14 protein-coding genes and 1 pseudogene are annotated in these 24613 nt (G+C 47.1%); 11 read left to right on the top strand and 4 right to left on the bottom strand.

Translation table 11 applies throughout. From position 1 onward, the window contains the following. Nucleotides 1-2551 (top strand): annotated as a pseudogene (locus ACUVJL_RS06400) (Ig-like domain-containing protein); the annotation flags it as partial. On the opposite strand, the gene ACUVJL_RS06395 reads toward ACUVJL_RS06400, so the two are convergent. Continuing rightward, nucleotides 2543-6511 (bottom strand): PAS domain S-box protein, encoded by a 3969-nt coding sequence (locus tag ACUVJL_RS06395; protein ID WP_445245092.1) that lies wholly within the window; start codon nt 6509-6511, stop codon nt 2543-2545. The pseudogene ACUVJL_RS06400 and the gene ACUVJL_RS06395 overlap by 9 nt on opposite strands. 296 nt (nt 6512-6807) lie before the next feature. Between ACUVJL_RS06395 and ACUVJL_RS06390 the strand changes: the two genes are divergently transcribed. Both ACUVJL_RS06390 and ACUVJL_RS06385 read left to right on the top strand, forming a co-directional pair. Beyond that, entirely contained in the window at nt 6808-7020 is a 213-nt protein-coding gene (locus ACUVJL_RS06390; protein ID WP_445245091.1) for a hypothetical protein, read from the top strand. A 128-nt stretch (nt 7021-7148) separates the two neighbouring features. Next, on the top strand, nt 7149-7736 hold the full coding sequence (locus ACUVJL_RS06385; RefSeq protein ID WP_445245090.1) for a cytochrome b: 588 nt from the start codon (nt 7149-7151) through the stop codon (nt 7734-7736). 85 nt (nt 7737-7821) lie between these two features. Here the strand turns inward: ACUVJL_RS06385 and ACUVJL_RS06380 are convergent, their stop codons facing one another. Continuing rightward, the gene (locus tag ACUVJL_RS06380) at nt 7822-11388 is read right to left on the bottom strand and encodes an alpha-mannosidase (RefSeq protein WP_445245089.1); all 3567 of its coding nucleotides are present in this window, start codon (nt 11386-11388) and stop codon (nt 7822-7824) included. A gap of 166 nt (nt 11389-11554) precedes the next feature. Between ACUVJL_RS06380 and ACUVJL_RS06375 the strand changes: the two genes are divergently transcribed. The 4 genes from ACUVJL_RS06375 (at nt 11555) to ACUVJL_RS06360 (ending at nt 17993) form a co-directional block, all read left to right on the top strand. Next, nucleotides 11555-13537: a hypothetical protein gene (locus tag ACUVJL_RS06375; protein WP_445245088.1), complete on the top strand. Its 1983-nt coding sequence runs from the start codon at nt 11555-11557 to the stop codon at nt 13535-13537. Nucleotides 13538-14146: 609 nt separating this feature from the next. Beyond that, the gene (locus tag ACUVJL_RS06370; RefSeq protein WP_039887172.1) at nt 14147-14263 is read left to right on the top strand and encodes a photosystem II reaction center protein I; all 117 of its coding nucleotides are present in this window, start codon (nt 14147-14149) and stop codon (nt 14261-14263) included. Between the two features lie 398 nt (nt 14264-14661). Further along, nucleotides 14662-17190, top strand: coding sequence for a DUF3769 domain-containing protein (locus ACUVJL_RS06365; RefSeq protein ID WP_445245087.1), 2529 nt, complete (start codon nt 14662-14664; stop codon nt 17188-17190). 131 nt (nt 17191-17321) lie between these two features. Then, on the top strand, nt 17322-17993 hold the full coding sequence (locus tag ACUVJL_RS06360) for a hypothetical protein (protein WP_445245086.1): 672 nt from the start codon (nt 17322-17324) through the stop codon (nt 17991-17993). Between the two features lie 149 nt (nt 17994-18142). On the opposite strand, the gene ACUVJL_RS06355 is transcribed toward ACUVJL_RS06360, so the two are convergent. Continuing rightward, nucleotides 18143-18658 (bottom strand): phycobiliprotein lyase, encoded by a 516-nt coding sequence (locus ACUVJL_RS06355; RefSeq protein WP_445245085.1) that lies wholly within the window; start codon nt 18656-18658, stop codon nt 18143-18145. 701 nt (nt 18659-19359) lie between these two features. Between ACUVJL_RS06355 and ACUVJL_RS06350 the strand changes: the two genes are divergently transcribed. Then, the gene (locus ACUVJL_RS06350) at nt 19360-21591 is read left to right on the top strand and encodes an outer membrane protein assembly factor BamB family protein (protein WP_445245084.1); all 2232 of its coding nucleotides are present in this window, start codon (nt 19360-19362) and stop codon (nt 21589-21591) included. Nucleotides 21592-21872: 281 nt separating this feature from the next. On the opposite strand, the gene ACUVJL_RS06345 is transcribed toward ACUVJL_RS06350, so the two are convergent. After that, nucleotides 21873-22295, bottom strand: coding sequence for a Uma2 family endonuclease (locus tag ACUVJL_RS06345; RefSeq protein WP_445245083.1), 423 nt, complete (start codon nt 22293-22295; stop codon nt 21873-21875). A 573-nt stretch (nt 22296-22868) separates the two neighbouring features. Between ACUVJL_RS06345 and ACUVJL_RS06340 the strand changes: the two genes are divergently transcribed. From ACUVJL_RS06340 to ACUVJL_RS06330, 3 genes are all read left to right on the top strand, one after another. Beyond that, nucleotides 22869-23225, top strand: a complete 357-nt coding sequence (locus ACUVJL_RS06340) for a hypothetical protein (protein ID WP_445245082.1) — start codon at nt 22869-22871, stop codon at nt 23223-23225. A 163-nt stretch (nt 23226-23388) separates the two neighbouring features. After that, nucleotides 23389-23628, top strand: coding sequence for a hypothetical protein (locus ACUVJL_RS06335; RefSeq protein ID WP_445245081.1), 240 nt, complete (start codon nt 23389-23391; stop codon nt 23626-23628). 167 nt (nt 23629-23795) lie between these two features. Next, nucleotides 23796-24404: a hypothetical protein gene (locus ACUVJL_RS06330; protein ID WP_445245080.1), complete on the top strand. Its 609-nt coding sequence runs from the start codon at nt 23796-23798 to the stop codon at nt 24402-24404. Nucleotides 24405-24613 lie beyond the last annotated feature (209 nt).

Genomic DNA, 24613 nt, shown 5'->3' with positions numbered 1-24613 from the left:
CATTTCCCTGCGTCCCAGAGGCATCGCCCTCACAAATTTAGATACAACAAACGGCAGTTGGCAGTATACGACAGATGGCACAAGTTGGAATAATATTACTACTGTTCCTACGACTGCAACTGCACTGTTGTTAGCAGCCGACGCGACAACCCGCCTCCGCTTCGTTCCCAATAGCAACTACACCGGAACAGTTACTAACGGCATTACCTTCAATGCTTGGGATAGAATTACCGGCACTAACGGCGGCACGGCTAATGTCACAACAGACTTAACAACTAACGGCGTTTCTAGTCCTTTTAGTACCGCCAGCGAAACTGCCAGCATTACAGTTAGTCCTTTACCTACTATTACTAATATCACATCAACTCAGGCAAATGGAAGCTACGCGATCGGTGCAACAATTCCCATTACCGTCACATTCAATCAACCAGTTACTGTTACAGGCGCGCCGCAGCTTACCTTAGCCACAGGCGGTGCAGGTACTGTCATTAATTATGCCAGCGGCAGCGGCAGCAATACTCTGACATTTAATTACACAGTAACAGCCGGCAATAGCAGTCCCGACTTAGATTATATCTCCACAACTGCCTTATCTCTCAACGGCGGTAGTATTAGGAATTTGACTAATGCTGATGCTGTCTTGACTTTGCCGAATCCGGGTGCTGCTAATTCCTTGGGCCAAAATAAGGATCTTGTAATTGATGGCATTGCGCCAACTGTAAATCCGACCACTATTGCTGATATTACGGCGGCGGGGGGAACCAGTCAAAGTTTTAGTGTTACTTTTAACGATAATAGTGCGATCGATGTTACAACTCTCGACAGTTCTGACTTTTTAATCAATTGGTCAGGCGGTGGTATTCCTGTTAGCTTTGTCAGTGTTGATACTAATACTAATGGCTTGACGCGAACCGCGACTTATTCATTTACTCCGCCTGGGGGAAGTTGGAATATTGCAGATAATAATCCAACTTACAGTATTAATCTGCAAGGTAACCAAGTTAAAGATACTGCTGGGAATCCTGTAGATGCTACGACTTTAGGAACCTTCCGCGTTGATATCGCGCCAAGTCCGACTACGACTCCGGCTCCGACTCCGGCTCCGACCCCGACTCCGACGCCAACTCCAACGGGAACCCCGACTCCGACTCCAACGCCGACGCCCACTCCAACGGGAACACCAACTCCGACTCCGACTCCAACGGGAACACCAACTCCGACTCCAACGGGAACCCCGACTCCGACTCCAACACCGACGCCCACTCCAACGCCGACGCCCACTCCAACGGGAACACCAACTCCGACTCCGACTCCAGCGGGAACACCAACTCCGACTCCAACGGAAACTCCGACGCCGACTCCAACGGAAACTCCAACACCGACTCCGACGGAAACACCGACTCCAACTCCGACTCCAACTCCAACTCAAACACCAACTCCGACGCCAACGGAAACTCCCACTCCAACGGGAACACCAACTCCGACGCCAACGGAAACTCCCACTCCAACGGGAACACCTACTCCAACTCCAACTCCGACTCCAACTCCAACGGCAACACCTACTCCGACGGGAACACCTACTCCAACGGAAACACCTAGTCCAAGCGGAACGCCGACCCCAACCGGAACGCCTACGCCCACGCCCACTGAAAGCGATTGCATTTGCGATACTATTCCTGGGCCCAATTTCCACCAACAAAATCAAGTTGACAATATTATCAACAGCAATGGTAGCGGTGAAATTCAGTTTGGCACTGCTGGAAATGATGCTTTTTACGGCAGTCCAAATCCGAACCTTTTCGATGGGGAAAAAGGCGACGATAACCTCTACGGCGGTGAAGGCAACGATATCCTTTACGGCAACCAAGGCAAGGATTTTATTGAGGGGAACAAGGGAGATGATATCCTGTTGGGAGGCAAAAATAATGACATCATTGTTGGGGGCGAAGGTGAAGATATCATTTTTGGCAATCGTGGCAACGATTCCATAAATGGCAAGGGAGATAACGACTTAATTTTTGGTAATGAAGCTGCTGATTTTATCCACGGCGGTAAAGGTAATGATTCTGCATTTGGCGGCCAAGGTAATGATATTGTGTTCGGCGGCCAAGGCAATGATCTTCTCTACGGTAATTTAGGCAGCGATACTCTCTGCGGAGGGGCTGGCAATGATTTCTTAAGCGGGAATCAAAGTAGCGATTTGCTAGATGGCTGCGAGGGAAATGATACTATCTTTGGCGGGGCTGGTAGTGACTCTCTCATTGGCGGTTTGGGCGATGACATTTTAATCGGAGGTTTGGAGAATGATAGTCTAGTTGGAGGTCTAGGAAATGACACGTTTGTGTTAGAAAGTAACGCCGGATTTGATGTTATTTCTGATTTCACGAAAGGGCTGGATGTGCTACAATATAAAGGCGCAAGTATTGGGGAATTGGCAATCAGTCAAATTCCCGAAGGCACTTTAATTAGTAAAGCAAGTGGGGAAGGTTTGGTGCTGTTGGTAGGGGTGCAAGCGAGTACGATCGCACTTAGCGATATAATTTCACTTTAGTGAGTAGTCGATCGCCACTCGATCGCGTCCGCCAGACTTAGCTCGATAAAGTGCCTTATCCGCCGCTTCAATCAACATTTTCGGGGAATTTTGACTTTTGGAAAGGCCCGCAACTCCCAAGCTGAGAGTCACACAATCGCTGACAACAGACTTGATGTGGGGAATTGCTAAGGCTTTGACGCGCTGGCGGATTCCCTCAGCAATAGCCTGTGCAGCCACGATATCCGTATTTGGCAAAATTACCCCAAATTCCTCGCCACCGTACCTAGCAGCCAAATAGAGGCGTTCTGCGGGTGCGTTCGTGCAAGCATCCCCGATCGCCCGCGCCACTTGCTGCAAACAAGCATCCCCGGCTTGGTGGCCGTAATTGTCGTTGTAAAGTTTAAAACAGTCAATGTCGCACATAATCAAAGATAGCGGTTCCAAAGAGCTCGACTGCTCCCATTCCCGGTTGATCACCTCGTCAAATCGGCGGCGGTTAGCTAATTGAGTCAGACTGTCCAAATTCGCCAACCCGTCCAACCGCAGGTTAGCAGCAGCTAACTGCTGGTAAAGTAAAGATTGTTCGATCGCGATCGCCACTTGAGTGCCCAACTGACTCAGCAAATCCACGTCAAACTGCTGCCACGGGCGGGGTGCCGAACAGTGGTGGGCAATCAGCAAACCCCACAACTGCGGCACTTGACAAGAAGGATTGCCATCGCGGTGTTCTATTCCCTGCTGGACAATCGGCACTACCAAATTTGCCTTCACCTGACACGCCACCAAAAAATTAATGTGACACTCGGTCAAATTAGAAGCATGAATATCCTCTATGGCGCGAATGCGGCCCTTTAAATACTGTCCGATGTAAGTATTGGCAAAACAGCAATCGTCAATTGCCATCTCCTTTAGTGGCATCCATCCTTCTCCAACCGACTCCACCACCACATCTCCGTTCCAGTCGGGTCGGAAGCGGAAAATCAGCACGCGATCGGTTGCCAAAAACTCCCGCACTTCCGCTACTGTAGTGTTGAGAATATCTTGGAGATCCAAAGAAGAACGGATGCGCGATTGAATCTGTGCAATCAGGCGTTCCCGTTCTATTTGTTGCCGCAGCGCGACTTGGGCTTGCTTACTTTGAGTAATGTCCCTACCTTCCGGCAGCAGCAATACTATTTTGCCAGTTTCATCCGCGACCGGTTTGAGAGAAAAATCAACAGTTGCCGTCCGATTTACACCTTGAACTTCCACTTCATAGCGGACAAATTCACCTTTTGCCGATCGAGAAATCGCATCTTGCAACTGTTGGCGAACTTCCTCAGAATCTCCCCACCACGGCAACAGCCAAAACGGTCTATTTGCCACATCCCGCAGCTTAATTCCCGCGAAATCCAGAGAAGTTTGGTTAGCTTCCAGGAGAGTGCCGTCCGGTTTCAACAAGCTCACAAATTGGAAAGAAGAATCAAAAATTGCCCGAAAGCGCCTTTGAGAATCTCCCAACATTGCCGTCACCTTTTTGCGAGAGGTAATATCGCGGAAGCGCCACACCCTGCCAATAATATTATGTCCGACTCTAATCGGCTGCGTGTAGCGCTCAAAAGTACGGCCGTCTTTAAATTCTAGAATATCGCAGCCTTCGGACTCCGCATCGCTATAAATTTCTTTAACTCTCTGCAAAAAAGCGCTCGGATCTTTAACTTGCTTGGTGAGAAATGTCAGCCGCACCGTTCGATCCATTGAGTTTCTAACTTCTTCATAAATTCCCCACATTTGGACTAACTTTTCGTTAAAACTAATCAGTTCTCCGGCGGTAGTAACGGCGAGAATACCGTCTGCCGTTGCTTCCAAGGTAGCGTGTAGTAGAGAGCGCGATCGCTCTAATTCTGCTGCGATTAATTTGCGTTCCGTGAGGTCTCGCACTGCTTTCACCTGCACTAAACGACCTTCCCAAAATACAAATTTGCTGCGCACGTCAGCGGGAAAAGTAGTCCCGTCTCGCCTAATAAAAATCGTTTCACAGACTGTATTGCTAGCTGCAGAAATCATTTGCGGCGCCTGTTTGTATGATTTCGGCGACAGCAGTTCCAGCAAGCTCATTCCCGCCATGGACGCAGGTTCGTAACCGAACAGTTCGGCAAACTTGCTGCTGACGCTCAAAATTGTGTCGCGGTCAGCCACGGCAACTGCTTCAAAATAATCTTCGCATTCGAGCAAGCGCGCTGCTGAGCTGCTGCTGCCATTTTCGCCGGAATAGCTGTTGTTAATTAGCTGTTGTAATTGCGTATTTGCCGAGTACAAAGCGGTCATGGCTTGCCTGTACATAGCAGTGCGCTTTTCGACTTTTGCTTCAAGTCTATTGCGATATTCTCGCAGTTTTTTTTCTACTCTAATTAAATCAGTAATATCTACTGCAAACACGATTACACCAACGACTTGACCTGTTTCGTCGCGGTAAGGTATTTTATCTGTCCGCACCCAGCATTTTTGGCCCGAGACAGTTGGCAGCAGTTCGATTTTGCCATGTTTGGGAAGACCGGAATGGATTACTTCCAAATCTTCTAAATAATATTGCTCTGCTTCGTCGGGATAGATTTCATAAAAAGATTTACCTTCTAATTGAGCTGCGGGCAAACCTCTCGAGGCAGCGGCGGCTTTATTAATTCGCAGCAGACGGCTTTCGGTATCTTTGTACCAAATCATCGCCGGCACGGAATCAAAAATAATTTGCTGTTCTTGTTGCTGCCGACGGATTTCTGCTTCGGCTTGTTTTCTTTTAATTATTTCTTTTTGCAGTTTTTGGTTGGCTTTTTTAAGTTCAGCAGTGCGTCTGTCTACTCTTTCTTCTAGTTGATCGTAGTATTGGGTCAGCAAGCTTTGCTGCTGTTCGCGTCGCATTGCTTCTAATTTAAAGCTTTCGCTATCTAACAAACTTGAGGATACAAAGTCGGCTAATATTTGGGTTAATTCCTGTTCTTCTTGAGTCCAATCGCCGTCGGAACCGTGGCGTTCAGCGCTGACTATTCCGGCCATTTGACCTGCCAGCACAATCGGTACGTTTAACAGGGAAGTCGTGTCCCGATCTGCCAAATAAATACCGACAAGTTCTTGTGTTCTCGGGTCAGTTTCTGCGGCCACTGTGGCGATCACACTTGCGGATTTTAAAGCTTGAAAATAGGCCGGACAGTCGGCGGCTGTGATGATTATTTGTACGGAATGGAGTTTAGTATTTTGTTCGTAAAGGTCGATACAGTGAAGCTGCGTTTTGTCTTCACCGTACAGCCAAATACTAGCTCGATCGCAGTTGACAATACTGACAGCAGTTTCTGTTACTTCGCGGATGAATTGTTCTATATTGTTGCGTTCTTTAATTTGAATTTGGGCTAATTTTGCGATCGCCAAAGTTGGACGGCACCAATTTTCTCTCTGTTTGGACGGCGCCGATAGCGTGGATGACTGCCAAGCGGGCTTAATTTCTTCGCAAACTAACAGTACAGCCGGCCCTTGGAAATTGGGAATTGAGCGACCATTAGTATTTTTCTCTATTTTCCACTCTACCGCAGGCATTGCGCGCGCGGTTGCTTTTACCGTGATAATCCTGCCGTCTTTGCAAGTCAAATAACCTTCCCAACAGGCAACTTTTGGAGTTGACGTACCGTTTTCCGACAGGGCTAATCCGGCAAATTCTGCCTGCATTTTCCCTTGATATTGGCAGTAAAATATGTTAAAAACTGAATGACAAATTAATTCCTGCGATTTGTAGGCGAGGCGAGACTCGCCGAATTGATTGAGCGAAAAAACTCTTCCCAAAGCATCTAGGACGAAGTAAATGCCAGGAAAATTGTCGTAGAGAGTTCGATACCAATCCTGTGGGACTTGTTGGCTGTACGAAAGTTTTGCTGCCGCGAGCTCGTCCTCCGTGCCGGTTAAGTAAGAATTGTTGGTTTCTGGGTTGCTTGAATGACTTTTTTTAGCAAACACTTTTATCTTAACTCGACTGTAATTAATTTTACTTTCTGGAATTTAACTTCCTTGTGAAACTAAATTAAACCTGTTGTTATAAAAAAGTTACAAGTTGTAACAAAATTACAACTTGCCCAGCACCCTTCTTTTCGCTTCCGAATGCAACCACTGTGTTTGTTTGTAGTTGGTAGACCCTCTGCAGGCGATATTTCCCGCTAGTTGCAATGCCAGCAGGTTTAGCTGCAATTACCCAGTCTGTACTTTGAGCATCCTAGACAATGGAAAAAACCGACTATCCCTGATTTTAAGTATATATGATAACACTCAAATATTTAGTATTGGGAGTGACCTACTTGGGATTCGGTTTGGGATATTTGCCCGGGCTGCGGATGAACCGGGTGGCGGTTGCAATTGTTGGGTCAGCTTTTGCGGTGGTTTTGGGGATACTCGACCTGAAAACTGCTTGGCGGGCGATCGACCCCAGTACGATGTTTTGTGTTGGGAATGACGATCGTGAATATAGTTAATTTGACTGTTTAATAAATATTTGCAATATTTAAGTTAAGTATATCTTATAATGCACAATCGGTCACGGGCTTTAGTCCGATAGTTTTTACTTAATTTTGTCCAGCAAACGCTAAGGAGGTAAGGAAGAATGATCACTCAACCCGCTGCGAAACCCAGACTTAATTCTGCGTTCAAACAACTGATGTCTTTACACTGGGCGATGGCAGCTTGCTATTTAGTGCTGTTTATTACCGGTCCGTTTATGTCTGAATTGCCGAGAGAATTCTTTATCCGAAATCCGCTTTACGCTTTTCACAAATCCGTAGGGGTGCTGACAATGGCTTTCCTGACGTTGCGAATTTTGACTCTGCTGCGGGTATGGTGGAAAAAATATACAAAACGCCTGCCAAAGTTTACCAAGGAATGGTACAAAAATTTTGCTCTGCACGCAACTTTGTACGTTTTTATGTGGCTAGTTCCGGTTGCTGGTTTCTTACTTTCTAACTCTATCAGAAATAAGAATGTGCCATTTTTCGGAATTGTTGTCCCGGATATGTTTCCGAAGAATCCCGCAATGGTTGAGGTGGGAAGGAGTTTGCATTTTTGGCTGTCGTACACGTTTTTAGCCTTCGTAATTTTGCATCTTTTAGATCAGAAGAAAGTTGTGAGAGCTAATTGGCGCAGGTTGACAAATTTTGTTGGCACTAAGTTCCCCAAGTCTCAAAAGGTTGGATAAATTTGCGATGGGGTATTATTCTGAATTGGTAGCGGTAGGTGCAGGCTGCCTACCGTACATAATTAGTTGATACGTCCAGGACTATTTATGATAAATTGACTGCAAAACTCGCTATTTTCCACGGTGATATTCTGAAACTTGCCCCATCGTCTGACTTTTGGGGCAAATTTATGGGTTGTTCTAATAAATCGACGGGGTGACTAATCGCCAAACCCAAATGGCTCTTTAATTGCAACTTCGCCTCTTCACCGTGACACTCGTAACACCGCAAAATCCAGACATTAGAATCATCTTCCGATTGTTTGAATGCCATCAGCACTAAGTTTTCGGCGGACAAATCCAAAAACTTGCCAACTGCGGGCAGAGTCTTGTGGCCATTTTTCTCTAACTTGGGTAAAACCTTTACTAGCAGTGGTAAATTCAACTCGTACCCCTGTCGAACAGTACCTGCCTCCTGCCAATTTCCGCTGTGGGGATAGACTGCACAAGTAAATTCGGAAACTCCTACATCTGCTTGTTCATCCGGCCAAGTCGAACCCCGAAGCAATGTCAGGCGAATTTGATTTGGTTGAAGGTCGCAACCGTATTTGCAATCATTGAGTAAACTCACTCCAAAACCGTCATTGCTGATATCAGTCCAGCGCAAAATCGGCACTTCCCATTTGGCTTTTTCGGCGGGTGTTTGCGGCTTGGTTGTGCGATCGATCGCACCTGCGGGAATTTCGCAAGTTGCAAAATCTGCTTCTACATTTAACCCAAAGGCTGCTTTTACTAAAACGTGACTTTCTTGCCAATCTGCAACTGTCTTGATTTTCAGCAGCGGCGAACCTATTTCTACTATATAATCTTGGCAAAACTCCGATTTGCCAATTTGTCGGACTACGCGCAAACTCTGCCGCAATTCCCCCTGCTCTACCCAAGAAATATCTTTGAGTGTGGGCGCGGGTAATTGATGTTTTTCATAATTTGGATCGATGTTCCAAGCATCCCAATATTGACCGCTGTCTTGAAATGCTTGCAGTTGATTGCCGCCTGCTGCATTCAGGACTTCTCTGTTATTTACTTTATCCCAAATACTGGATAAATCCCCGGTTTTTCCGTCTACTGTTGCCCGAATAAATTCATTTTCTAAACATATTTCTGCGGCTGCAAAATGCGTTTCTTGACAAGGTGTATTTTTTTGTGCTATACCGTATGTAAGTTTTGATAAATCTGTCTTTTTGTCGGTTTCTGGACTCGCGCAGGCATTATCCACAGTTTGAGCGTCTTCGTGACAGAGCCAAAACACCTGGTAGCCAACGGCGGGGATATTATTTGCCGAAAATAACAGTGTAGAGTGCGATTGCGGTCGATCGCCCCTGACAATCTGCGACACCAATCGCCGTCGGGAAAAATCGTAGATTTGCCAAGCTGAATCAGTGGCATCGGGAAGGGGTACGGCGACAACCTCAGAGCGCGACCAATTGAGGGTATTGAAAATCAAAATTGGTTGAGCGTCGGGCCCAGGAGGGGAAGGGAGAGAAATTTGAGCCGAGATTGCATCCAAAGATTTTATCAGGATTTCGCGACAAGTGCGATCGACCTCGGCAAAGGCTAGATTAGCATCCGCATAAACTTGGGCGATCGCAGAACCGGGCAAAATATCGTGAAACTGGTTAAACAAAATTTGTTTCCAAGCTGATTCTAATTCTGATTTCGGATAAACCGCACCAGTACAAATCGTTGCCAGGGAAGACAGCAACTCTGCTTGGTAGAGCAATTCTTCGCAGCGGCGGTTTTGGCGTTTTTGGTCGGCGCGAGTCGTGTAGCAACCCCGGTGGAATTCTAAATAAAGTTCATCTTTCCAAACAGGGAGAGTGCGGGGAAGAGTTTTGAGTTGTGAGAAGGGAGGATTTGCATCCTTCATTGCCGACAAGTTTGAAACTTCTAGCGCCCGCAAATTCTCCTGATTGTCGGATTCTGGAACATCCTTTTCAGAGGAACTTTCCGCAACTTGAGGTAAAAACTGACTCTCAATCAAAGACAAATAATCAACCGCTTTCGCAAACTCCAACCTTGGGAAAAAAGGCGACATTTTCCAGCGTTTCGCCACCTCCAACATATCACGAGTCGGGCCACCGCCGTGGTCGCCAACCCCAGGCAACCAAAGAGCATCTTGCAAATTAGTTTTAGCTTGCCATTCAAAAGCATGACTTGCCATTTTTACAGATTCTATGCCTTCACCAATGGGAGAAGACATCATGCTAAATATTTTAGTACCGTCCAACCCTTCCCACCAAAACGCACCGTGGGGAAATTCCGTTGTATCGTTCCAACGCAACTTTTGCGTCACAAAATAGTCAACTCCGCCTTGCCGCAAAATCTGAGGTAACTGCCACCCAAAACCGAAAGTATCCGGTAGCCAAGCTACCCGCATCAATTCTCCAAATTTTTCTTTTGCGTAACGCTGGCCGTAAAAAACTTGCCGCACCATTGATTCAGCGGAAATCAAGTTTAAATCCGGTTCTACCCACAACCCGCCGACAACCTCCCAGCAACCCGCCGCCACCTGTTTTTTAATCGCAGCAAATAAGTCCGGCCGATGTTCTTCCATCCAAGCATAAAGGGCCGGAGTTGAATGGCAGAAAATCAAATCAGGAAACTCCGATTGCAATTTCAATACCGACTCAAAAGTTCGCTCTGCCACTTGCCAAGTTTCCGGGACAGGCCACAGCCAAGCTAAGTCTAAATGAGCGTGACCCACCAAATAGATTTTACCTGTATATATAGATGCCAGAGCACCAAGTTCCCCTATATATATAGATGTAGCATTGCTATTTTCTCCCACCTCAAAAACCTCATCGCTTCTTCCTCCCTCTGTGGTCTCTGCGCCCTCTGCGGTTCCCTCATCTAAATCCCCCGAAAAAGCCCGCAGATATCCCAATAAATTGTGCCGCAAAACAGACAGCGAGCGATCGAACTTTTCGCGATCGCACACCACCGACCAATCGATCAAACCAAGCGCCAAATCAATCTCAGATTTCAGCAATTCCCCCTTGACAATAATTGCGCTATCGCCTATTCTTTGAGTGGGGAGGTATTGGGAATTTAAATTTTCTTGATTACCAAACAGCGAATTCTGCAAAATCTCTAATTCGGCAGCCACAAAACCCGGATCGAAACAAGAAGAGTCAGCAGCTTCGTACAAACAAATCGATCGCACTAAAGCACCGCTATCGTGACCCGGACTTACCAACCGCAAAATTACTAAAAATTCATCTCCGGGATTAGCCGACGAACTCAACAAAACTCGATCGACCGAATCAAATAAATCTCCCTGTCCGACTAACTCGCCGCCCACAAAAATTTGAGCATCTTCTGCCCACCAAGCCAAGCCCAGCAGCAACCGCAAACCAACCACAGGATAGCCGTGCAAATTGTCAGGAATTACAAATTGCTGGCCCAAATACAAAACTTGCTTCCCAGACGGCCAAGCAATATGTCCTTTGCCGTTAAGTTCGGCAACAGGCCAGTTACAAATATTTACTGAAGATACAGCAGAGTCGGAATCGCAGTACCTCCAACCAGACTGAACCTCCACTTGACTGAGGCGGCGCAACTTTTCGACAGTGGCAGAAATATTGTTGCTAGCAGGTGACACAGAAGCGCTCATATTTCGCTAAAATAAAACTTGTGTAGGAATCAAAGATCGGATTGAACCGCGAAGACGCGAAGGACGCGAAGAAATAAAGGTTTCAGAGGGTTTGAAGCGGAGATTGAGATCTCGCTTTGATTTTACAGCAATATTTAGCAATTCCCTGAATTCAATAATTAAACTTATGTCCGACGGTTACTACGGCCCATACCAAAGCCGACTATTAAATTTTATATCGAAACAGTCCCGCCAAATCGCTGACAATTGCGATCGAACTTGGCGTCAAATTAAAGAAGCAACTCTCACGGCTACCCAAATTCTGCTTTATCCAGCTTATTTGCTGGTGCAAAGTTCCCGAATGCTGGGCCGACAGTTGCGGGAATCAAGTCAAAAAGTAGATTTACCGGAACTACAAGAATTTGGCGGTGACGAAAATCCCGATTTGCCACAAAATTGGTATCAGGGCGAAACTTCCGAGGAAAGTTCGATCGCCGAAATTTTGCACCTGGCGGAAAATTTACTAAACTCGTCGCAAACTGCGAAAACTTTAGCCAGCTTCCCGCTGTTAATAAATCAGGGAAATGCTGCTAACAATTTACATCCGGCAGTAAATTTTAGCCCAGAAACCGCAAAGCATCAAATAACTTCAGTCTTAGAACACCCGCTTGCTAAAACTCAATTAAACACTACGTCGGCAATTGTGGGCCAACCGAAAGTTCAGGGAATCGCGAGTTTTATCCCAGCCCGCACTTTAGTATTGGTAGGAAGAGAAAATCAGATATTAGATATTCTGACACCAGAACAGCAGGAAATGCTCGAAGGTCGCATAACTTGGGAAATTGCCAACTCCGGACCAGGGCGGCGGGAAATTGCCCAAAAAGAATTAAAATTTAATCTCGGTTTGGAGTCGGCGGCAAAAAAAGCGCAGTTGCCGCCGGTGCGTCGTTTTTGGGAATTGATGGCATGGGTTCAGACGAGTCCGGTTGCTCTCAAAAGAAATCAGTTTGGAGAATCAATCCTCGCAGTTAAAAAAGCGATCAACCGCAATTCAATCCTAGCCCAAACAGCCAGCGCGCCACTCACATCAAAACCCGCACAGCAGTCGATTGCGGCATCGAATTCGATCGACCACAATACCCCAAAACTCGAAACAAATTTTAACAGTAAGTTCGATCATCGAATCAGCAATCCTCTCTCCTTTGTTACATTACTCGATCGCGCCGCCGTCAACCTCGAAGAACTTACCCTACCGCCATCGGCAAAAACAACCGCCACACCAACAGCAGCCCCCGGAGTAAAAATTAATACATCCGGCCCAGAAGCCAATTCAGATTTGTCCGCCCGCGAAATCCTCGAAAAATACGCTCGAAACATCGAAGGAATTATTTGGTCGTCAGTAGACCACCTCCTAGGTAAAGAAACAGCAGCCAGTGATAATACGGAGAAAGCAGTTGCAATTCAGTATTCTTTGAAACAGCGACGAGAACAAGAAAACACGCAAAAAAGCCCAGAGGTCGATCGACCGTGGCTCAACTGGCAAGACTTATTCGGGGAAGCAGCACCTGGGCATTTAATCGACGGAAGTTCCGAACCCCAGGCAATAGCTCAAAGCCACATATCACAAGCTAGCCCAAAAGTCAAGCAGGAAATGGCAGAATTAGGAGAATTGGCAGAAGGTCGATCGATGCCAGTATCAATATCCCCTTACCCAGAAGCAATTCACCGCCTGCTGGCGCAGCTCAAACAGAGCTTGATTACAAAAGTGTCCTCAAGTCAACCCCAACCAGCACCAAATTCAGCACTTACTCAAAAAAATAGCTCTGCACTCACAGCAGAATCAACCCTAGGGGGCGCGCCGGAAACCCAAGTGTCAAAAAACACAAACCCGAACACCGCAAAAAACAGCCAATCCCCAGCAGCAATCACCGCGCCAACCAGCAGATACACGGCCCGACAACCAAAAAACCAGAGCGCAGGCGTCCAACCAGAGGGCGACTACTTAGAAACAAAAGCAGAATCGATGGGATACATTAAGCACCCGCTAGAACAAGTGCTCGAATGGCTCGATCGAGTCATGCTGCGGCTAGAAAACATCGCGGAGCAACTCTGGAATTGGGCAAAAAGCAACTTGCCAAAAATCCTCAAAAACAAAGAGAAAATTGACTAATCTTTAGCTTATAAGGAATACCCTGAAAACCCCGTGACTTCAGTCCGGGGATGAAAGGGCGTTGCAGGATAAATCCTGCCTGTTCTCTTCACCTCAGTCATGAACCCAAAATCCAATCTTTTTAATTCAATAAACTTCCTTAAAAAGCTTTGGACAAAACGGGACAGTATGGTAAACTGAAACAGTCAGGGTTAAACTCCCTTGCCCGAAGTGAAACAGGACATGAGACACACTTTTAGGCATAAACTGGGGGACAAAGTGCGACGAAAACACTATAAACAGTCGAAACCGAAAATGTAGGTTTCAATCCAGCAAATAAACTTTTTTACTGGGAATTGTTAAGTAGGGTAGGGCATACCCAAACTCTAGGGAAATATCCTAGTACGCTTTTGGAGATAGACCCGCTGGGATGCTTCTGAATTAGGCTCGTCAATTGGTGGTATCCCCACGGTTGAAAGGTTTAAGTATTGCCGTAAGGACAGAACATTTTAAGGTCAGTCGCTGAATTAAGAATCCCCTCGGCTTCAGCCAGGGGAGTGTCAAGATAAAAAAGTTGCCGCAACAGCAGCAAATCAGCTCAGTATTATGCCATCTTTGGAGACTCCCACAGTGCTAACCCTCAAAATCGTAGTTAATGTAGTTGTTTTATTTTTTGTTTCCCTGTTTATATTTGGATTTTTGTCCAATGACCCAGCTCGGAACCCGAACCGCAGAGACATGGAATAAACAAGTTATAGCCTTTATCAGTAACATGAGGTGCTCATAGGGCATAGGGCATAGGGCACAGGCATAGGACTCGCCCCATACCTCACTTTCTAGAGAACCGCTATATCTCGGCCACTTGCTGGGGGCACGCCACTTCTGCCCCCCAGCAAGCCCCCAAACCCGCAAAAATTAGTCGAACAAAACTTGACCTCGCACCATCCGCGAGGTTATCTTGTGGCGGAAGCAAGTTTAGAAAGCAGTTATATTCCGGCGCGCCAAAGCCACTGCAAATTTCAGATGTCAGATTAATGTCTAAACAGTTGCCTTTTAGATGCAAAAATTTTAAATAATTTGCACCCTATAAAATCTAAAATCTAAAATCTAAAATCTAAAATCGGATGACTTAACCTGTTGTAACTATGCCCTATCCGGTACCGCCGCCAGAACCCCCTGCCATCATCTACATCGCCAAGCCAAAAAAAGTGGCCCTCACTGTGGCGGCCGGCGATGGAGACACCCGCAGCAACCCCGCAGAAATACCGGAACCAAGCCCAGATATCGTTCAGGCAGAACCCACACCAGCCCCAGCACCCGCAGCCACACTCCTCGGCACCACCCCAGCCACGGATCAGCCTCCAGAAATCGCCGACCCCCTAGCCTCCGTGGAAAATGGCGAGGCAGTGGTGGGATTTCAGCGTCGGCTTCCTGTCAGAGAACCCGAAACAGCAGCACTTCAGCAAGATTCCTCGTTTACGACTTACCAATTGGGTTCGGTAGAAAATGCCATTGCCATTCGGAATCGGGAACGAACCGCAGAGGCGCAGAGAAAACAAGAGAGAAATCAGGCCCGAAAGCAGGAAAGTTGGTATCAGGCCCAAGGCCGGCAGTTAGAAGATAACTCTCCCGAACCTGCTGAAATTCCCGTTCCCGAACCCGCGTTAGAACCAGCACCCAGCGGGCAACAGGAGTTCGACATTCCCACACCAGGAATCACCCCCGCACCCACAACCCCCCCTGCCCCGACACCGAAACCTAAACCAGCCGGGCCGCCGGGAGTCCGCACCCCCCCCGCAGGGCGGACGGTGCCTTTTCCGGTGAGTCCGGCCGATACTATCGAAGTTAAGGCCGACAGCCAAGAATTCGACGACAAGCAGCAAATTGTGACGGCGGTTGGTAATGTGGTTGTCCGGTTCCGGCAAACAGTGATTGATGCCGATCGGGCGATCGTCAACTTAGTCACCCGCCAAGTGGTAGCATCCGGCAATGTCGCCTATACCCGCGGCGAACAAGTAGTGCGCGGCCAGCGGATGGAGTTCAATCTCGGCCTCAACGCAGGCGCCGTCGAACAAGCAAGCGGCGAAATTTTCTTGCCCACAGCAGGTAGCGAATTGACCCCCACACTGCCGACGGATATCAGTGCTGGGAGGATTCTTGAACAGCCGCTGAGCGATCGAATTACCAGCCAGCAGCCCCTGCGCGGAGTCAAATCCCCCGGAGCTGCTACAGTGACTATTGGCGGCGGCGGACAGCTAACAGCCCCCCAAGTTGTCGGCGCCGTCAACCGCGTCCGCTTTGAAGCAGAACGCCTCGAACTGCTGCCAAACGGCGTGAGGGTAGCAACTAACATTCGGATTACTAACGACCCGTTTTCCCCGCCGGAATTTGAATACAGAGCCCGGACGGCGAGGATTACAAGGATTTCGCCCACGGCTGAGGAATTGGTCACAACTAAACCCCGCTTGGTGTTCGACAACCGGGTGAAAATACCCGTGTATCCCCGCAGGCAAGTGTTTGACAGCAGGCAGCAGAGTGGCCCGTGTTTGACCTTTGGTTACGACGGGGGCGAGCGCGGCGGTTTGTTCGCCGAGTGCGGTTTTGAGGTGTTGCAAAACGGGCCGGTGCGGCTGACTCTGACGCCCCAAATTTACCTTCAGCGCGTCGTCGAAAAGCACGGTGGCAATCCGTTTTTTCCCGACAGCTACGGGCTCAAAGCGAGGTTGCGCACTACTCTGGGCCCGCGCACCAGGCTCGACGGCTCGGCAATCTTTCTGAGTTTGGAAGATTTCCCGAATTTGCCGGAAAACAGCTTTCGGGGCAATTTGCGCCTGGGCCAGTCGATCGGCACTCACTCTCTGGTTGCAGAATACAGTTATCGCGATCGGCTGTTTAATGGTTCTCTGGGCTTTCAAACCGTGCAGAGCAGCCTCGGGGCAGTCCTCACTTCCCCAGTCATCCCACTCTCTGGCACTGGTATCAATCTCAGCTACCAAGCCGGGTATCAATTTATCAATGCTGACACCGATCGACCAGACTTGCTCGAACCAGTGCGGGAAAACAACCGTATCGATCTGGGCCGTTCCCAAGTCAGCGTCGCCTTGAGCCGCGGCTTCAACCTGTGGCAGGGCGAACCCCTGCCCCGGACTCCCACCCAGGGTTTGAGGTATACGCGGACGCCGGTGGTTCCTTTCGTGCAACTGGCCTTGGGAGTCCGGGGAGTTGGCACTTCTTACAGCAGCGGCGATCGACAAAATTCGATCGCCAGCAGCGTCGGCATTCAAGGGCAGTTCGGTCATTTCTCCCGCCCTTTCCTCGATTACACTGGGTTTAACGTGACTTATACCCAGGTGGGGCGGGACGGTATATCTCCGTTTTTATTCGATCGCTTAGTAGATTTGAGAGTCCTGTCTTTTGGACTTGTCCAGCAAGTTTACGGAGGCTTTCGAGTCGGATTTCAAAGTGCTATAAATTTAGAAAGCGGGGAAACAATCAGTACGAATTATACTGTAGAATACAGCCGCCGCAGCTACGCAATTATTTTGCGTTTTAATCCTGAGCGTCAAGTCGGCAGCCTGACTTTTAGAATTAGCGACTTCAACTGGAATGGCACTCCCGAACCTTTTTCCGGGGACGTGCGAACTGTAGAAGGAGGCGTGCGTTTATCCGATTAATTCAATTGGTAATTGGTAATTAGTGATTGGGAATTGGTCATTGGGAATTTGCAACCAACAGAAAACAGTCAACAGTCAACAGTCAACAGTCAACAGTCAACAGAAAACAGTCAACAGTCAACAGACAACACATGACAGAAGTGACCGCAATATCTGCACAAGCAGCGGCTCTGCTGGTTCACTACGGTTTTGACCTAGGTGGCAAAAAAGCCGAGAAATTGGCGGGTGAATGGCTAACCAAGTATCCCGGCTATTGGCTGCGTTTAGCAGTGGTTGAAGCGCTTTATCAAGGGCGCTACAAGGCTGTTTCTGTGGGACAGCTATTGAGTATGTGGCACCGGATAGGTGAACCTCTCTATCATTTCAATCGCGAGTTTGAACGCTTGGTCTGCAACAATTTTCCTCAAAATTTAACCTTGAAAATTGGTGATCAAGTGCCGCAGGAGGATATACTTTTATCGAACCCGGAATCGCAAGTCGGTGTAGCCGAGTTAGATTTGCTATTGCCGTCAGAGGCGCAACTCGATCGGGCGCTTGATGCAGAAGTCCCGAACACAGAAGCCCAGGAAACAGGAAAATTGCCCGCAGCCGATGATGGCACAAAAGAAAATACAGAAGTTGTAGTTTATGAAGATTTGGCTGTTACCGCCCTGGCCGATCAAGCTGAAGCCGATCGCAAATTAGCGGACAAACCTGTGACCATATCATTCCCAGTTGTCAAACACACAGATTTTCACACCAAGTTAAAAGCCATTGCCCGAGAAGGCCGAAGAAAGAAGGGAGAAAGCAGAAATAGGGTGTAAACTTTGGCAACTATAGCGGTTCGATCGCGTGGTGAGGTATGGGGGCAAGTCCTATGCCCTATGCCCACGGAGGCCTATGCCCTATGCCCTATGCCCTATGCCCGCCAGAGCATCTCATGTTACTGAGAAAGGCTATAGATAATTATTTGTCAGTTTTCATTTTTGGCACTTACTCCCATCCGAATTTCCGAACAAAAAGATGCTTGTTCCGTACCGTTAGCTTGCTTAACAACGCTAGTCCGCAGCCGCAGGTTGGGCATGAGATACCACAGCCTTTCTTCGGCATAGAGGGTGTCTGATTCTGTAATTAATGTCAGCACGTCGTCGCCCATCACGTAGCGAGTGTTACCCTTGTCTTGAAACACTTTGCCAACGCTTGGATTGTCGGGATTAGGTACGATCGCTAGTATGGTAGAACCGATTTGTTTAGCTTGGTTGCGATCGGGAATACCTTCCCAAGTAATCCGAACGCTGGTTAGCCCAGTTGAGGCAGGGTTAATCGAGTGTTCTTGGCAAAGTTTGACGACTGCTGCATCGCGCGAGGTCAGTATTTCTATGTTGAGGTCAGATTTACCTGCCTGCAATTCCCCAGAATTGAGATTGTGTACGGTGCGCTGGGAAAACCATTTGCCTGCACTTAACTCGAAAAACTCGATAACATCCATGAAATTTGTCTCTAAAGTCAATACTGCTTTATTTGCGATCGTGACTTGCGCGCTATGGAGTCAGAAACCCCGTTTCTTCCTACGTACCTAGCGGTCAAACCAATGATTTTGTCTAGAAACCCGGTTTAAGAGCGCAAGTCCTTTACTATATTTTAGAGGAAGGGGGCGCGCCTGCAAAGCTTTCGGAGAGCTTTGAGTGAAGCAGATTGCAGATGCGGTTGAGGTACAAAACCCCACCAGGGGGACATCTGCCTCGCTAATGCGACGGAATTGACAGAAAATTAGAGCATCTAGAATCGTGTTTCGTTAAAAAAAGTCTTCCACATCAAGTAGGATTGCGATACCTAAAAATTTTTACCTTGACTGTTTTTATCTCACGACAATCATTACCCTGCCTACCGGCTATGTTAAGAAAAACAACGATATATGTCAGCTTTTGTCGCTCACTCGGTAAATTGGGCGTTACTGAGTTGAATTAGATGGGCGACGATTTATGGTAATTGCACTCCTTGAGAATTCTCAAAGCAAACTCAGACTAAAAAACGAGCAATTCATCGAACCATAACCAAACCGAGAACAGCAGCCCGTAGCACATAGCATTCAAATATGTCATGCTAAGTCAAGAGAAAAGATTCTCGCTCGGGTTTCCGGCAGGGTAGAGATAGCGATCGCATACATTTTAAAAAGACATACGTAAATTTATGAGCGAGTTTACACAAGGGCTGGATAAAATGCAGCCCTCAGAACAGACGCACTACCTGGGAATCCTGCCCCATCAGCTAGCAGCGACTTCAGACTCCGAGAAATTATACAGCTTACTAACAGATTACAATTTTATTGAAGCCAAGCTGTTAGCATCGGGAGTACAGGCGCTAATAGAAGATTACGATTTAGCAACAAATCCCGATATTATTACCTCAGACCAAAAAGCCGACCCAATAAAATTAATCCAAGAAGCAATTCGGCTGTCTGCCCACATTCTAGCCAAAGACAAAACCCAACTAGCCACCCAACTAATTGCCCGCTTGATGCGCTTTGAAAGTCCAGAAATTCAAGCACTGCTAGCACAAGCAAAACACCAAAAAAAACCCTGGCTGCTACCGCTAACGCCCAGCTTTACTCCTCCAGGCGGGAGATTGCTGCGCACCCTCACCGGACATACAGATTGGGTACAAGCTGTAGCAATCACCCCCGACGGCAAGCGGGCAGTTTCTGCGTCCTCCGACCACACTCTCAAAGTTTGGCACTTAGAAAAAGGAGAAGAACTTTCAACCCTCACAGGTCATCTTACCTACGTCAATGCTGTAGCTGTCACACCCGACGGCACCAAAGTAATTTCCGGTTCTTGGGACAATACTATTAAAATTTGGGATTTAGAAACTGGAACAGAAATATTGACATTTGCAGGCGAGACTTTTGCAGTAGAAGCAGTAGCAGTAACTCCGGACGGCAAGCGAGTAATTTCTGGTTCTTGGGACGGCAGCATAAAAGTTTGGGATGTGTCAACAGGGGAAATAATTTTTAACTTCAAAAGTCATAGCAGTTTTGTCCAGTCCGTAGCAGTAACTCCTGATAGCAAGCGGTTGATTTCCGGGTCCGGGGACAATAGCATTAAAGTCTGGAACCTAGAAACGGGAAAAGAACTTTTTACTCTCACCGGTCATGCAGACTGGGTAAAAAGTGTAGCAGTTACTCCCGACGGCGAACAAATAATTTCCGGCAGTTACGACGGAACAGTTAAAGTCTGGAGTTTGTCAGAAAGAAAGAAACTTTTCACTTTAGGAAAACACGGCAGTTTCGTTCAAGCTGTGGCAGTCAGTCCCGACGGCAAACGAGTAGTTTCGGCTGCCGGCGACAAAACGCTGAAAGTTTGGAATCTGGAAACAAAAGAAGAACTTTTCACTTTTACCAATCACATCGCCCCAGTGAATGCTGTGGCTGTTACCCCCGACGGCCAGCGGATAGTTTCTGGTTCCTCTGACAAAACTCTCAAAGTTTGGCGCTTAGAAATAGGCAAAGAAAATTTATCATTTGGAGGTCACGATGACTGGGTAAATGCTGTAGCAGTGACGGCGGACGGTAGTAAAGCGATTTCCGGTTCTGGAGACAACAGCATTAAAGTCTGGAATCTCAAAAACGGACAGGAAATTTTTACTATTGGGGGACATCAAGAAGGGGTAAAAGCGATCGCAACAACAGCGGATAGCCAGCGATTAATTTCGGGTGCAGGCGACAAAACTGTGAAAGTTTGGAATCTAGAAACCGGAAAGGAAATCTTTACTTTCACGGGTCATACGGACTGGGTAAATTCTGTGGCCGTGACTGCGGACGGAACAATGGCGATTTCAGGTTCGGGAGACACAAATATTAAAGTTTGGAGTTTAGAAACAGGAGAGGAACTTTTTACTTTTTCAGGTCATGAGGACGGGATAAAAGCTGTGGCAGTTACTCCCGACAGCAAGCGGATTATTTCGGCCTCTGCAGACAAAACTCTGAAAGTTTGGAGTTTGGGGCAAGAAAAGAATATTTTGGCAAATTTGTGGAATTTAGGCGCCAAAAATCTACTTTTCACTCTCAAAGGTCATGAGAGTTTTGTGAATGCTGTGGCAGTTACGGCGGATGGCAAATGGGCGATTTCGGGCGGCCGGGAAAACACTCTGAAAGTTTGGAATTTGTCAAGTAGAAAAGAAGTTTTTACTTTGGCAGGTCATGACGATACGGTAACATCTTTGGCGACTGTGGGAAATAGGGTGATTTCTGTTTCAGATGACAATACTCTCAAAGTTTGGGATTTGTTAAGTGGAAAAGTAGTTGCTAGTTTCCGGGGAGATAGTGCGTTGAAAGCTTGCGCTATTGCACCGGATGGGGTGACAATTGTGGCGGCGGAAGCTTCGGGACAGGTGCATTTTTTGAGGTTAGAAGAGGGGAAATAGTCATTAGTCATTGGTCATTAGTTCAGTTATGTAGGGTGCGCCCCGCTTATCAAGAAACCGGGTTTTTTACCCGGTTGCGGGCTACAATCAATTAAACGCCTGCAAAAACCCGGTTTCTGAAGCCGGTGCGTCCAGGACTGATGTAGGGCTAAGCTGTTCGGGATTTAAATTGTATGTCAAAAAATAATAAAACTCTTGTGGGGTGGGCGTCCCGCCCGCCCCAAATATGCAATTTAAATGCGCGACAGCTTATCGCCCGATCGGTCTTTTCCCCCTCTAGTTTACAATTGTTGCGGGTCAATTCCCATCGATCGCAGTCTTTCTGCTAGCACAGCAGCCCGCTGTTCGGCTTGTTCCAAACTGCGAGAAACCTCCTCATAACTTGCAAACGGTTCGCCGTCATGGCGATAAATTTGCAACTCTTCACCCGACAAATCAAAGCGAATTCCCTGTCGGGGGCTGACCCAATTTTCGAGTGCATCAATTACGTGCAAACGCCCCTGTGAACGCATCCAACCACTGAAATCGTTGCGTTCCGGGTCGTACAGGTAATATTCCTCTACCCCGTGGCGATCGTAAAATACCTGTTTTTTATTCATTTCTGTTAGCCTGTGACCGGGAGAAAGAGTTTCAAACACTACTTGCAGCGCCCTATTTTCTTCTTCCCACTGCTTGTAAGAACCCCTAGCTAGAAAAACTAACAAAGCTCTCTAAGATAACCTCTTGGGGATCTTTTTAAAGATGAAACCGTTTTCCCTAAGAAAAAATTTCTTATATCATGTCCGATCGATTGACCATAATATCCCGGCCGGGCGGGTTTTTGAGATTGTCAATTATTGGCAGATATTGTTAGTGAACCCCCCCTACCTGATTTCGGGCGAAGCGAAGCGGAGGGAAGCGGAGGGAATCGACCGGACATGATATTATTCGTTTTCCCCATAAAAAAGTTTAATTCACTAAAAAGCCCTCTACTAAACTTTAATGCTGTTAGTTTGTCTAAGGGCCTACCTAAAGAAAGTACATAATATTAACCGAGTTGAAGCTTTTCTATACAAGAGCTTGAAATACAGCGCTTTATTTAAAGTACCTCTTAGGTAAGTGGTACGCATCAAAATGAATCCATAAAATGATGGGAAATCTATACACTCTCAGCGGAGGACGATCGCGTCGTTGAATTGGGTTCCTAGTGCGTTTCCTATTAATTTTCATTGAAACGCTTCCTGTATGGCTGATGTGACCGTTAACGCATACGTTATTATTATTGAGGATTGCGCTTTATGGATCCAAAACAACTGAGTGAGAAGCTGCGTCAAGGAAAGAACCCTCACATGACCGACCGCCCTAGGCGCAACCCTCTGTTACCAATTGCAATGGGTATCAAGCTCGTGTTGGACGGGGTGACCAATGTCGAGTTAGCTCGTGAGGAGTGGAACGAGAACAAGGCGTTTTGTGAATACTGCCGGCGTTGCGACGGTTTGCTCCATCGTGTCCAGAATACTCGCAGTGCCGGAGGTTGTTACCGCTGTTGGCACCCTCCTGGGACGCCGTGGCCAGGACACCGGAGTACAGGGCAACACGGGGTAATCGATACAACGCCCAAAAGTACCGATTTTCTACAGCGGTATTGGGCGTAGAGCAAATGTTAAGCTCGATCGTGTTTTCACATACCTTGTGCAATCATTTTCGATTGAAATTTCCTCTAGAATTAGTGGTATAGCCAGTCCTCTCTGAGGATAGAGTACCTACTTAAAGCTGAATGATAGTGTTGTAGAGAAAAGTGAAAAAGAGGTGCAAATCATGACATCAGATCATCCTCAAGACAATCGACAAGATGACGCAAAATATGACCCTCAAGATAATCCTGGAACCCAAACAAGTATATCAACAACAGAAGAGGGTAACACTCCGCTTGATGAGAGATATCGCATGACCGGTCAAGAATCCGGCACTGACCTTCGTCCCGGTAGTGAACCTGAAGCTCCTGGAGGTTCTGGTAAGGTAGTTTGCAGTCCAAATCAAGGAACTGATTCTCGTTAAAAAGATTCTTAAAAATTGTGCAAATTTTTGCTTAGGATGAAGTGCGGGTCAACAGATAAGGTGGATCCAGACACTGCCTTATTTGCAAATAATGTGGGTCAAAAGTCGCCTGGAAAGCGGGTGAGTACAGGTATTAATCAGATTATTTAAACCCAGGATAACTAAACATGGTTACAAAGTTAAAGGATACAAAACGGCTGGCGATGGCCGAAAGATTGGCAGACCTGAAAGCCTTTCAAAATTTAATTATCTCGAAGGATCAAAAGCTAATAGATGCTTGCCCTGATGAAGAGGTTCGCAAGCGTCTCCAGAATATGCTGGAGGATGACCAGAAAAACCTGGGCATTATAGAGGCGGTGATCGTTCAATACGGCATTCAAGCTGAACCTAGTGCTGCGACCAAGATATTTATTCCGCAGTTTGAGCAGATGATGTCAGGCAATGAGTTTACGTATTATCAGAAACTCATTTACCACGAACTGATGAAGCATGGTCAAGCCATGAGTGGAATCGTTATTCACAAAGCGGCTCAGAAGGTGGGAGCTGATATTGAAGTGGCAATTGGCCCATTGAATACAGTCAACTTTGAGGGTCGCGCTCACCAAGAACAACTTAAAAGGATCCTCGAAATGGATGTGGTTGGCGGTCACATCCCCAAAGAAGAATTCACCATGTTCTCGGCGATTGACAACAATTACAGCCACGAGCAAAAAGACCCAATGGCAAGCGAATTCAAAGCTGCCAAGAGCAAGGTTCAGCAAGAAATGCCAGCCTAATTGCAATAACACCTAACCCTCTCATTACAAGACAAAGCATTGCCCGGTAAGTGGCTTGATGGCTTTTTCTAGAGGGGGGGGTTGATTGTGCAATAAGAGAATAGCTTTTTAGCCCGCACACTCTAGCAGGTCGCGATCGCCATAACAGCAGCTTCTAAACAGAAGTTCTCTATTGAGGGCAACTTGTGTTTAGAATAAAAATAGTGTTG

The sequence above is a fragment of the Microcoleus sp. OTE_8_concoct_300 genome (genome assembly GCF_031383065.1).
GTDB lineage: Bacteria > Cyanobacteriota > Cyanobacteriia > Cyanobacteriales > Microcoleaceae > Microcoleus.
The sequence above is the reverse complement of the archived record's forward strand: the minus strand, read 5'-3'. Positions and strand labels throughout refer to the sequence as shown.

Coding starts and splice junctions, on each gene's coding strand:
- ACUVJL_RS06390 (WP_445245091.1), top strand. CDS start 6,808: ATGATAACACTCAAATATTTAGTATTGGGAGTGACCTACTTGGGATTC.
- ACUVJL_RS06385 (WP_445245090.1), top strand. CDS start 7,149: ATGATCACTCAACCCGCTGCGAAACCCAGACTTAATTCTGCGTTCAAA.
- ACUVJL_RS06380 (WP_445245089.1), bottom strand. CDS start 11,388: ATGAGCGCTTCTGTGTCACCTGCTAGCAACAATATTTCTGCCACTGTC.
- ACUVJL_RS06375 (WP_445245088.1), top strand. CDS start 11,555: ATGTCCGACGGTTACTACGGCCCATACCAAAGCCGACTATTAAATTTT.
- ACUVJL_RS06365 (WP_445245087.1), top strand. CDS start 14,662: ATGCCCTATCCGGTACCGCCGCCAGAACCCCCTGCCATCATCTACATC.
- ACUVJL_RS06360 (WP_445245086.1), top strand. CDS start 17,322: ATGACAGAAGTGACCGCAATATCTGCACAAGCAGCGGCTCTGCTGGTT.
- ACUVJL_RS06355 (WP_445245085.1), bottom strand. CDS start 18,658: ATGGATGTTATCGAGTTTTTCGAGTTAAGTGCAGGCAAATGGTTTTCC.
- ACUVJL_RS06350 (WP_445245084.1), top strand. CDS start 19,360: ATGAGCGAGTTTACACAAGGGCTGGATAAAATGCAGCCCTCAGAACAG.
- ACUVJL_RS06340 (WP_445245082.1), top strand. CDS start 22,869: ATGGATCCAAAACAACTGAGTGAGAAGCTGCGTCAAGGAAAGAACCCT.
- ACUVJL_RS06335 (WP_445245081.1), top strand. CDS start 23,389: ATGACATCAGATCATCCTCAAGACAATCGACAAGATGACGCAAAATAT.
- ACUVJL_RS06330 (WP_445245080.1), top strand. CDS start 23,796: ATGGTTACAAAGTTAAAGGATACAAAACGGCTGGCGATGGCCGAAAGA.